This window comes from Bradyrhizobium sp. CCGUVB1N3 (assembly GCF_024199925.1).
Taxonomy (GTDB): domain Bacteria; phylum Pseudomonadota; class Alphaproteobacteria; order Rhizobiales; family Xanthobacteraceae; genus Bradyrhizobium.
The window spans coordinates 72,096-84,971 of sequence record NZ_JANADR010000002.1; the positions used below are offsets into that span (position 1 = coordinate 72,096).

Consider the following 12,876-nt stretch of genomic DNA (forward strand, 5'->3'; position numbering starts at 1 on the left):
GAGCGAAGGGACCCGATCATCTGGCCAACGACGACAGCCAACCCGAAAAGGGGAGGAGCTGATGTCCGAGGCAAAGCCGTATGACATTTCCAAACACCTTGTTTGGCAAGCCTGGCAACAGGTCAAAGCAAACCAAGGAGCTGCGGGCGTGGATGGCGTCTCTATCGCGGCGTTCGAAAAGGATCTGAAGAGGAATCTCTACAAGGTCTGGAATCGCATGTCGTCGGGGACGTATTTTCCACCGCCCGTTCGTCTCGTGGAAATCCCCAAATCTGACGGCAAGAGTGTCAGGAAACTCGGCATTCCCGCCGTCGGAGACCGCGTTGCCCAGACGGTCGCAAAGATGGTCATAGAAAAGGAAGTGGAGCCAATCTTCCACCCCGACTCCTACGGCTATCGACCCCGACGGTCTGCGCTCGACGCAGTGGGGAAGGCGCGCGAGCGCTGCTGGAAATTCGATTGGGTCATAGACCTGGACATCAAGTCATTCTTCGATACGATTCCATGGGACCTGATGGAAAAAGCTGTAGCCCACCATGTGGAATTGGGCTGGGCTCGTCTCTACGTCAAGCGGTGGCTGCAAGCTCCCGTGGAACGGAAAGACGGAGCCCGTGACGAGCGAACACGGGGAACCCCTCAGGGCTCCGTTGTCTCGCCCGTGCTCTCCAATCTCTTCATGCATTACTGTTTCGATGCATGGATGCAGCGGACCTTCTCACATCTGTGTTTCGAAAGATTCGCCGATGATGCGATCGTCCATTGCAGGAGTGAGGAGGAGGCCAAAGCCGTATTGGAAGCGATCCGAGAACGTCTTGCCGAATGCGGTCTAGAACTCCACCCGGAGAAAACCCGGATCGTCTACTGCAAGGACAACAATCGGAGCGGAGGATATGAGCAAATCACGTTCGATTTCCTCGGGTATACCTTCCGGCCGCGAAAAGCCCGCAACAGGAGCGGTAAGAAGTTTGTTAGCTTCGTGCCGGCCATCAGCCGCAAGGCAGCCAAGGGAATCCGGCAGACTATCCGCGAATGGCGGATAGCATCGACACGGAATAACCAGGAGCTGAAAGACCTTGCCAAGCTGATCGATCCTGTGGCGAGGGGATGGCTGAACTACTACGGGCGATACTACCGCACGGAGTGCGTCAACGTCCTTCGCCATGTCAACGAGACGCTCACGCGATGGGTGATGCGGAAATATAAGAGGTTCAAACGCCGAAAGACCGCAGCAGTACACTGGCTCGGACGTCTCGCAAAACGAGAGCCGAAGCTGATGTACCTGTGGACGGCCGGCATTCGACCCGCGGCTGGATGATAGAAGCCGGATGAAGCGCGAGTTTCATGTCCGGATTCGTGAGGGCGGAGAGGTGAAATTCTTCTCCGCTACTCGACTGCTCAGCCGCTGGGACGACTTCGCCCGCTTCCTCGACGACGGTAGAATCTGCCTGACGAACAATGCCGCAGAAAGAGCGCTGCGCGGCGTGGCTGTGGGCAGGCGCAACTGGACCTTTGCAGGCAGCGAGCGCGGCGCTCAACGTTGCGCCGTCATGCTGACGATGATCACCACCTGCCGTTTGAACGACGTCGATCCCAAAGCATGGCTCGCCGACGTCCTGGCCCGTATCGCTGATCTGCCCGCCTCGCGTCTGCACGAACTGCTGCCCTGGGAGTGGAAGCGCCTGCTCGAAGCTAAAAAACAGGCCACTGCCGATCAGCGGGCGGCCTGAACCTCACACGCGACGATCATAGAGCGGACTGTTTACGCGCGCACCAGCCGATCACGCGGCCCTCCTCGTGTGCATACCTTGTTTCCACAAGCCACGCCTTTGATGAGATTCATATACTCCAATCACTTTGTAGTTTCAGAGCGATTTCATGGGCATACGTTTCCGTCTGTGCCGAACCCTTTATTCGGCGCCCGTCGCTGACTGGCCAAGAGCCGTTGATAGGCATCGAGCCAGAACTTGGCGGTTCGCCGGGACATTCATCATAGTTATGTGGTCACCTGGAATTGGAACGGCATGAATGGCCTCCGCACTCAAAATTCGGTCCCACCCCCGCAAAGGCGAGCGTGCTTCTGGACCTATAGAATTTTTGCGAGATCGTGCCCGGTGGCGAAGAGGTTCATTGGCATAGAACTGGTATACCTCGATGGGGAGGGACGGAACTTGATACGAGTCCAGTGCCCGTTGGAACTGTATGGCCCTTTCATACGTCAGGATGTCATTGTGCAGATTGCGATCCAAAGGGATCGCTCCAATTTTCTGTGCCTTTTCAAGGAATTGAGAAATTGAACTTCGCCCAGAGAAGCGTTCAAGTAGTTCGAACCTCTCGTCGTCTAGTTCGAGAGATTCCAGGAGCACTTCTTGTACCATTTGGGTGGGCGATACGCTTGATGGATTCGAAGATAGCACAACGTCAATTAGGGCGATGAATGAAACAGCTTCGTCGTGATCCAGTAACCGTTGCGCAATTGCGTAAGCCAAGATTCCTCCTGATGAGTATCCAGCGAGGCGATATGGACCTCGTGGCTGGATCTTTCGGATTGCCAAATTGAGTTGCGAGGCCATCTCTTTAAGAGTTGGAAATTGAACTTCACTAAATGGCGGCCATGGCAAAGCGTAGACATGACATCCTGTGTCCATCTCCTGCACCAAACTAAGGACATAGGAGCAATCGCCCAAACCTGTGGGAACAAAGAACAGCGGCGGCTGCGATCCGGTTTCTCGAGAAACACAAATCACTCCCGAGCTGCTGGGCTGTGGTTCCAAATGAATCTTTGATGCAAGTTCCTTTAGAACGGGGGCTTGGAAGAGGTCGGCGGCGCTGAACTTTAGCCCGAGATCGACTGCGCGACTGAGCAACTGCACCGCCAGGAGCGACTGGCCGCCCAGTTCGAAGAAGTGGTCGTGGCGCCCGACCCGCTCCACACCCAGAAGCTCGGCCCAGATCTGCGCCAGCGCCGTCTCGATCTCGCCTTGCGGCGGCGCATAGCTCCGCCGCGCATAGGCCGCATCCGCAGGCGGCGGCAGCGCCTGGCGGTCCAGCTTGCCGCTCACCGTCAGCGGCAGCGCCTCAAGCCGCACAAACGCGGCCGGCACCATGTAGTCCGGCAGGTGCGCACTCACATGCGCGCGCAAGGCGGCCGCCAGCGCGCCGCCATCTGCCTCGTCCGATCCCGTCTCGGGCCCACACACCACATAGGCCACCAGCCGCTTCTCGCCGGTGCCATCCGGCTGCGCCACCACCACCGCCTCGCGCACCAAGGCGTGCTCGGCAAGCCGCGCCGCGACCTCACCCGGCTCGATCCGGAAGCCGCGGATCTTCACCTGCTCGTCGTTGCGGCCCAAGAACTCCAGATTGCCGTCCGGCAGGTACCGCGCCAGATCCCCGGTCCGGTACAGCCGGTCGCCATCCACAAACGGGCTGGCGATGAACCGCTCCGCCGTCAGCGCCGGCCGGTTCAGATAGCCGCGCGCAACCCCCGCCCCGCCAATGTAAAGCTCACCCACCGCCCCAAACGGAACGGGCGCACCATCACCGTCCAGAAGGTACACCCGCGTGTTCGCAATCGGACGGCCAATCGGGACAATGGCCCCATCAAACTCTGCCGGGCAACTCCAAACCGTCGCGCAGACTGTTGTTTCGGTAGGTCCATAGGCGTTGACAATAGATGTTGCAGGCAGGCGTCGGATGAGTTCAGCCTTCGGCAGCTCTCCAGCAAGAATGAGAACTTGCGACGCAAAATATTCCAGATTCTGGCTTCCCTGAAGCAATGCGGGAGGTAACGTGGCATGGGTGATGGCTTCGTTTCGCAGGTAATCCGACAGCTTGTTACTCGCTTGACGGAGCTCATCCGCAGGCAAATGCAATGCGGCTCCTGCGCCGAATGCCATAACGAGCTCCCAGGCGCTGGCATCAAAACCGAAGGAGGCGAACTGCACTACTCGGCTATTTGAACAAACGCCAAAAAGCCTGATCTGAGCCAGCCCGAGATTGACCAGGCTCCGATGCTCGACCATGACGCCCTTTGGCGTGCCGGTGGAGCCGGAGGTGTAGATCACATAGGCGAGGTGGCGCGCGCTCAGGCCGAGCGTGCGCGGGTCCGGATCGGAGGCCGGCAGGGTCGCCCAGGCCGGCGTTGTTGCCGTGTCGAGATCCACCACGCTCACACCGGCCAGCGCGTCGCAGCCCAGCGCGGCGCGCCCCACAGCATCGGCCAGCAGCAGCGGCGGCGCCGCATCCTCGAGCACCTGGCGCAGCCGCGCCGACGGATAGGCCGGATCCAGCGGCAGATACGCGCCCCCCGCCTTGAGGATCGCCAACAGCCCCACCACCATCGCCGGACTGCGCGCAAGGCAGATCGCCACCGGCTGGTCCGGCTTCACCCCAAATGCGATCAGATGATGCGCCAGGCGGTTGGCCCGCGCATTGAGCTCGCCATAGCTCACGCGCTCCTCCGCACAGACCACCGCCACCGCCTCCGGCGCCTTGGCTACCTGCGCCTCGAACAACTCGTGGATGCACGCCTCCGACGGATAGGCCGCCGCCGTCCGGTTCAGCTCCTCCAGCAGATACGCCCGCTCAGCAGACGGCAGGATGTCCAGCTCCCGCACCGGCGTGTTCGGCGCCCGCTCCAGCGCCTCCGCCAGCTGCTCGAGCGTCCGCTGCATGTAGCCGCAGACCCGATCCGCTGAGACGCCCTCCGCCACCTGCGCCGTCAGCCCGAGCGCCTCGCCAAAGTCCTCCACCGACAAGGTCAGCGGATAGTTGGTGCGCTCCTCCCCGCCCAGCCATTCCACGCCGGATAGCCCATCGTCCGCTCCGGCGCCGGAGATTGCCGCCGGCATGTTGTGGCGGTAGTTCAACAGCGAACTGAACAGCGGCGCCGGCGCCGCAACGCCGCTGCAGCGTTGCGCCAGCGCCAGTGAGGCATGCTCATGTGCCAGCAGCTCGGCCAGCCGCGCATGCGTGGTCCGCACGCTCGCCTCGACCCCGGTGCCATCAAGATCAAGCCGCAGCGGCAGGGTGTTGATGAACAGGCCCATGGTGCGGTCGCCACCGGCGCCGCCATGCATGCGGCCGAACAGCACCGTGCCGAACACCACCTGCTCGCGGCCGCTGCTGCGCGCCACCACCTGGCCCCAGGCCAGATGGCACAGGCTCGCCAGGCTCACCCCAAGCCGCCGCGCCTGCACCCGCAGCCGCGCGTGGAGCGCCGGCGGCAGCAGCCGCTGCGCCTCATGAACCCCGCGACCGTCGCCGCGCACCTCGCGCAAGCCAAACGGCGTCGTCGGCTCGTCAATGTCGGCCAGCATCGTCCGGAAGAACTCTTCGTGCGCCTTGGCATCAACGCCCAGCTGCGCCGCCGCCACCAGGTTGCGGAACGGCTGCGGCGCTGCCAGCTCATGCTCTCGTCCCTCCAGCACGGCCCGGACCTCGGCATGCATCACCTCCAGTGTGGTGTGATCCCCGATCAGATGATGCTGCAGTTGCAAAAGCAGCCAGCGCGCACTGCCGGGCTCGCGCGCAATCACAAACCGCAACAGCGGCGCCCGGCCAAGAGCGATGCGCTGCCGGCGCGGATCAAACCGCTCCCTGAGCTGCGCATGGCCCGGACCACAACGCCCATCCAGCGCGACCTCGCTCACCTCCAGTGGCGTCTTGCGCCACACCACCTGGGCCGGGCGCGACAGCCCCTCCCAGACAAACGACGTCCGCAGGATATCGTGCCGGTCCACCACCCGCTGAACCGCGGCAAGATAGCGCTCCAACAGCCCACGGTCGGCGAACGCCATCTGACTGACCAGCAGGTACGGATCGCCCGTTGCCGCCAACAGATGATGGAACAGGATGCCGTCCTGCAGCGGCGACAAGCCATAAATGTCCTGGATGTTGCCGACCCCACCCGGCACCGTGGCGACGATCCGGTCGATCTCTTCCTGCGTCAGCTCGATCAGCGGCAGCATCTCTGGCGTGATCGCCGTACTCTGCTCGCTGATCAGGTTGGCCGGGACCGCCACCTCCTGATGGCTGCCAAGGCTCGCCGCCAGATCCGCCAGCACCGGCTTGGCGAACAGCGTGCGCACCTCGACCCCCAGCGCCAGCCGCCGCAGCCGCTCCATCAGCTGCACCGCCAGGAGCGAGTGGCCGCCCAGTTCGAAGAAGTGGTCGTGGCGCCCGACCCGCTCCACACCCAGAAGCTCGGCCCAGATCTGCGCCAGCGCCGTCTCGATCTCGCCTTGCGGCGGCGCATAGCTCCGCCGCGCATAGGCCGCATCCGCAGGCGGCGGCAGCGCCTGGCGGTCCAGCTTGCCGCTCACCGTCAGCGGCAGCGCCTCAAGCCGCACAAACGCGGCCGGCACCATGTAGTCCGGCAGGTGCGCACTCACATGCGCGCGCAAGGCGGCCGCCAGCGCGCCGCCATCTGCCTCGTCCGATCCCGTCTCGGGCCCACACACCACATAGGCCACCAGCCGCTTCTCGCCGGTGCCATCCGGCTGCGCCACCACCACCGCCTCGCGCACCAAGGCGTGCTCGGCAAGCCGCGCCGCGACCTCACCCGGCTCGATCCGGAAGCCGCGGATCTTCACCTGCTCGTCGTTGCGGCCCAAGAACTCCAGATTGCCGTCCGGCAGGTACCGCGCCAGATCCCCGGTCCGGTACAGCCGGTCGCCATCCACAAACGGGCTGGCGATGAACCGCTCCGCCGTCAGCTCCGGCCGGTTCAGGTAGCCGCGCGCAACCCCCGCCCCGCCAATGTAAAGCTCACCCACCGCCCCGAACGGAACAGGCGCGCCATGACCGTCCAGAAGATACACCCGCGTGTTCGCAATCGGACGGCCAATCGTCTCAACGACAGCCTCTCCCCGTCGCATGCAAATCCAGGTCGAGTACGTCGTGGTCTCGGAAGGCGCGTACAGATTACATATCTTCTCGATGCGACTGCTCCCGAAGGCCTTCTCTATGAGGCTCGCCTTCAGCCGCTCACCCGCCAGATTGATGATGCTTGCCGAAGCCGGCACTGCGTTCTTGTCGAGCAGAGCGGTGAGCGCCGAAGGCACTGTGTTGATCAGCGTGACATCCAATGACGTTTGCGCCAGCGCCAGCGCATTCTCGACAACATACAGCGTGCCGCCTTGCGACAGCGGAACGAAGCACTCATAGACCGACAGGTCAAAACTGATCGAGGTGGAGAACAGCATGCGGCTGATCTCTGATTCCGCAAACACGGCACTGCTCCACTGCAGCAGGTTCACGGTGCTCGCATGCTCGACCATGACGCCCTTTGGCGTGCCGGTGGAGCCGGAGGTGTAGATCACGTAGGCGAGGTGGCGCGCGCTCAGGCCGAGCGTGCGCGGGTCCGGATCGGAGGCCGGCAGGGTCGCCCAGGCCGGCGTTGTTGCCGTGTCGAGATCCACCACGCTCACACCGGCCAGCGCGTCGCAGCCCAGCGCGGCGCGCCCCACAGCATCGGCCAGCAGCAGCGGCGGCGCCGCATCCTCGAGCACCTGGCGCAGCCGCGCCGACGGATAGGCCGGATCCAGCGGCAGATACGCGCCCCCCGCCTTGAGGATCGCCAACAGCCCCACCACCATCGCCGGACTGCGCGCAAGGCAGATCGCCACCGGCTGGTCCGGCTTCACCCCAAATGCGATCAGATGATGCGCCAGGCGGTTGGCCCGCGCATTGAGCTCGCCATAGCTCACGCGCTCCTCCGCACAGACCACCGCCACCGCCTCCGGCGCCTTGGCTACCTGCGCCTCGAACAACTCGTGGATGCACTTCTCCGACGGATACGCCGCCGCCGTCCGGTTCACCTCCTCCAGCAGATACGCCCGCTCAGCGGCCGGCAGCAGCCCAATCCGCCCGACCTCTTGCTGCGCATCGGCAACCATCACCCGCAGCAGCGCCAGCAGATACCCTCGCTGCCGCTCGATTGTCGCCTGATCAAACAACGCCGTGGCATAACCCAGCGTCCCGGCGATGACTTCGCCATGCTCGCCAAGGTTCAGCTCCAGATCAAACTTGACCTGATCGTAACCATTCCCCACCATCTCCACCATCAGCCCGGGAAGATCGAAGGATCCACCGGCGTTGTTCTCCCAAGCCAGCATCACCTGGAACAACGGCGTGTGATCAAGATGCCGGGGCGGCTGCACGATCTCCACCACCTGCTCAAACGGCAGGTCCTGATACTCCTGCACCGCCAAGACCGTGCGCCGCGTCCGCGCCAACAGCTCCGCCACGCTCGGCTCGCCCGACAGGTCGAGGCGAACCGCCAGGGTGTTGACGAAGAAGCCAATCAGCTCTTCGATCTCACGGCGACCGCGATTGGCGCTCGGCACCCCGATCACGATGTCGTCCTGCCCCGATAGACGCGACAGCACCGCCGCCCACGCCGCCAACACCGTCATGAACAAGGTCGTGCCATGCTGCCGGCTCAGCCCCCTCAAGCCCCGCGTCAGTTCTGCATCGATTACGACAGACACTCTGGTCCCGGCAAACGACTGGTGCGCCGGCCGCGGTCGGTCCGTCGGCAACGCCAGACGTGCCGGAGCGCCCGACAGGGTGTTGCGCCAATACTGCGCCTGGTTCGAGAGCCGTTCGCCCGAGAGCCACCGCCGCTGCCAAGCGGCATAGTCCGGATACTGGATCGCAAGCGGCGGCAGCGGATCGTCCTCTCCAGCCTCAAACGCCCGGTACAGCTGATTGAGCTCACGCGCCAACACGCCCAGCGACCAGCCATCCGAGACAATGTGATGCTGGGTCAGCAGGAAGACGTGCTCCTCGTCCGACAGCCGGATCAGCCGGCCCCGGATCAGCGGGCCGCGTGCCAGAGCGAACGGCGTGCGCGCCTCTTCCCTGCACAGATCCAAAAGCGCCTCGTCTGCATCCGGCATACCCTGCAGATCGTGCTCAACGACCGGCAGCCCCGCATCCGGCGGCAGAATCTCAACCCGGGGCTTGCCCTCCGAGGCGACAAAGATGCTGCGCAGCGCCTCATGACGCGCCAACACACGGTCAAGGCTGCGCTGCCAGGCGCTGCGATCGAGCACGCCGCGCAGCCGCAAGGCCAGCGGCACCTGATAGTTCGTGCTATCCTGATTCAGCTGCGCCAAAAACCACAGCCGCTGCTGCGCAAACGACAGCACCAGCGGCGCTTCGCGCGACCCGCCGACCATCGCCGGCAGGTGTTGCGGACCGGAGCGGTTCAACTCCTCCACGCCGCTCGCCGCCAGATCGGCTAGCACCGGTTTGGCAAACAACGTCCTCAGCGGCAGCTGTACACCCAGCGCCTGCGACAGCCGGCTCAACAGCCGCACCGCCAGCAGCGACTGGCCGCCCAGTTCGAAGAAGTGGTCGTGGCGCCCGACCCGCTCCACACCCAGAAGCTCGGCCCAGATCTGCGCCAGCGCCGTCTCGATCTCGCCTTGCGGCGGCGCGTAGCTCCGCCGCGCATAGGCCGCATCCGCAGGCGGCGGCAGCGCCTGGCGGTCCAGCTTGCCGCTCACCGTCAGCGGCAGCGCCTCAAGCCGCACAAACGCGGCCGGCACCATGTAGTCCGGCAGGTGCGCACTCACATGCGCGCGCAAGGCGGCCGCCAGCGCGCCGCCATCTGCCTCGTCCGATCCCGTCTCGGGCCCACACACCACATAGGCCACCAGCCGCTTCTCGCCGGTGCCATCCGGCTGCGCCACCACCACCGCCTCGCGCACCAAGGCGTGCTCGGCAAGCCGCGCCGCGACCTCACCCGGCTCGATCCGGAAGCCGCGGATCTTCACCTGCTCGTCGTTGCGGCCCAAGAACTCCAGATTGCCGTCCGGCAGGTACCGCGCCAGATCCCCGGTCCGGTACAGCCGGTCGCCATCCACAAACGGGCTGGCGATGAACCGCTCCGCCGTCAGCTCCGGCCGGTTCAGGTAGCCGCGCGCAACCCCCGCCCCGCCAATGTAAAGCTCACCCACCGCCCCGAACGGAACAGGCGCGCCATGACCATCCAGTAGGTAGACTCGAAGATCGGAGATGCGCTTTCCAATCAGACTGCCCGAGGCGGCGGTGTCAGACAGATCAAGAGGCCGATAGGTGACATGCACGGTCGTTTCCGTGATGCCGTACATGTTGATCAGTTGTGGGGCGCGATCTGAATGCCTTGCATACCACGGCTTCAGTATCGATGGCTCCAGAGCCTCCCCACCGAAAATCACATAGCGAAGGCGGTTTCGAACGCTGCTCTGCTCCAGATCCATGAGAGCTTTAAAAGCCGAGGGGGTCTGGTTCAGAACTGTGACGCCGGACTTGCAGATGAGATCATGGAAGTCAGGAGCGGACAGAGTAGTATCGCTCGGCACAAGAATTAAACGGCCGCCATAGCGGAGCGCGCCCCACAACTCCCAAACAGAGAAGTCGAACGAGAAGGAATGGAACAGGCACCATACGTCATGTTCCGTGAAACGATAACAGCTCTCGGTGGCTTCGAACAAGCGCACGATTTGAGCATGCTCGACCATGACGCCCTTTGGCGTGCCGGTGGAGCCGGAGGTGTAGATCACATAGGCGAGGTGGCGCGCGCTCAGGCCGAGCGTGCGCGGGTCCGGATCGGAGGCCGGCAGGGTCGCCCAGGCCGGCGTTGTTGCCGTGTCGAGATCCACCACGCTCACACCGGCCAGCGCGTCGCAGCCCAGCGCGGCGCGCCCCACAGCATCGGCCAGCAGCAGCGGCGGCGCCGCATCCTCGAGCACCTGGCGCAGCCGCGCCGACGGATAGGCCGGATCCAGCGGCAGATACGCGCCCCCCGCCTTGAGGATCGCCAACAGCCCCACCACCATCGCCGGACTGCGCGCAAGGCAGATCGCCACCGGCTGGTCCGGCTTCACCCCAAATGCGATCAGATGATGCGCCAGGCGGTTGGCCCGCGCATTGAGCTCGCCATAGCTCACGCGCTCCTCCGCACAGACCACCGCCACCGCCTCCGGCGCCTTGGCTACCTGCGCCTCGAACAACTCGTGGATGCACGCCTCCGACGGATAGGCCGCCGCCGTCCGGTTCAGCTCCTCCAGCAGATACGCCCGCTCAGCAGACGGCAGGATGTCCAGCTCCCGCACCGGCGTGTTCGGCGCCCGCTCCAGCGCCTCCGCCAGCTGCTCGAGCGTCCGCTGCATGTAGCCGCAGACCCGATCCGCTGAGACGCCCTCCGCCACCTGCGCCGTCAGCCCGAGCGCCTCGCCAAAGTCCTCCACCGACAAGGTCAGCGGATAGTTGGTGCGCTCCTCCCCGCCCAGCCATTCCACGCCGGATAGCCCATCGTCCGCTCCGGCGCCGGAGATTGCCGCCGGCATGTTGTGGCGGTAGTTCAACAGCGAACTGAACAGCGGCGCCGGCGCCGCAACGCCGCTGCAGCGTTGCGCCAGCGCCAGTGAGGCATGCTCATGTGCCAGCAGCTCGGCCAGCCGCGCATGCGTGGTCCGCACGCTCGCCTCGACCCCGGTGCCATCAAGATCAAGCCGCAGCGGCAGGGTGTTGATGAACAGGCCCATGGTGCGGTCGCCACCGGCGCCGCCATGCATGCGGCCGAACAGCACCGTGCCGAACACCACCTGCTCGCGGCCGCTGCTGCGCGCCACCACCTGGCCCCAGGCCAGATGGCACAGGCTCGCCAGGCTCACCCCAAGCCGCCGCGCCTGCACCCGCAGCCGCGCGTGGAGCGCCGGCGGCAGCAGCCGCTGCGCCTCATGAACCCCGCGACCGTCGCCGCGCACCTCGCGCAAGCCAAACGGCGTCGTCGGCTCGTCAATGTCGGCCAGCATCGTCCGGAAGAACTCTTCGTGCGCCTTGGCATCAACGCCCAGCTGCGCCGCCGCCACCAGGTTGCGGAACGGCTGCGGCGCTGCCAGCTCATGCTCTCGTCCCTCCAGCACGGCCCGGACCTCGGCATGCATCACCTCCAGTGTGGTGTGATCCCCGATCAGATGATGCTGCAGTTGCAAAAGCAGCCAGCGCGCACTGCCGGGCTCGCGCGCAATCACAAACCGCAACAGCGGCGCCCGGCCAAGAGCGATGCGCTGCCGGCGCGGATCAAACCGCTCCCTGAGCTGCGCATGGCCCGGACCACAACGCCCATCCAGCGCGACCTCGCTCACCTCCAGTGGCGTCTTGCGCCACACCACCTGGGCCGGGCGCGACAGCCCCTCCCAGACAAACGACGTCCGCAGGATATCGTGCCGGTCCACCACCCGCTGAACCGCGGCAAGATAGCGCTCCAACAGCCCACGGTCGGCGAACGCCATCTGACTGACCAGCAGGTACGGATCGCCCGTTGCCGCCAACAGATGATGGAACAGGATGCCGTCCTGCAGCGGCGACAAGCCATAAATGTCCTGGATGTTGCCGACCCCACCCGGCACCGTGGCGACGATCCGGTCGATCTCTTCCTGCGTCAGCTCGATCAGCGGCAGCATCTCTGGCGTGATCGCCGTACTCTGCTCGCTGATCAGGTTGGCCGGGACCGCCACCTCCTGATGGCTGCCAAGGCTCGCCGCCAGATCCGCCAGCACCGGCTTGGCGAACAGCGTGCGCACCTCGACCCCCAGCGCCAGCCGCCGCAGCCGCTCCATCAGCTGCACCGCCAGGAGCGAGTGGCCGCCCAGTTCGAAGAAGTGGTCGTGGCGCCCGACCCGCTCCACACCCAGAAGCTCGGCCCAGATCTGCCAGCGCGGTCTCGATCTCGACACATGTATCGCGATGTTCGTAGTCCGGCCCCATGGACGAAACCTCCACGTATGCCACTTGCGTGGCAAACCACTGCTTTCAACTGTTCCGTGATTGACCGCCTAGCTCCGCAAAATCCGCTCAGGACCATAGGATCTGCAACAATTA

1 protein-coding gene and 2 pseudogenes are annotated in these 12,876 nt (G+C 64.6%); 2 read left to right on the forward strand and 1 reads right to left on the reverse strand.

Annotated elements, in window-relative coordinates; translation table 11 throughout:
* The first annotated feature begins 61 nt into the window (after positions 1-61).
* Entirely contained in the window at positions 62-1,315 is a 1,254-nt protein-coding gene (gene ltrA / locus NLM33_RS47100; RefSeq protein WP_254096825.1) for a group II intron reverse transcriptase/maturase, read from the forward strand.
* A 76-nt stretch (positions 1,316-1,391) separates the two neighbouring features.
* A pseudogene (locus NLM33_RS47105) lies at positions 1,392-1,727 on the forward strand (transposase); the annotation flags it as partial.
* A gap of 180 nt (positions 1,728-1,907) precedes the next feature.
* On the opposite strand, the pseudogene NLM33_RS47110 reads toward NLM33_RS47105, so the two are convergent.
* Positions 1,908-12,704: pseudogene (locus NLM33_RS47110) on the reverse strand (amino acid adenylation domain-containing protein); the annotation flags it as partial.
* Between the last annotated feature and the right edge of the window lie 172 nt (positions 12,705-12,876).

Coding starts and splice junctions, on each gene's coding strand:
- ltrA (WP_254096825.1), top strand. CDS start 62: ATGTCCGAGGCAAAGCCGTATGACATTTCCAAACACCTTGTTTGGCAA.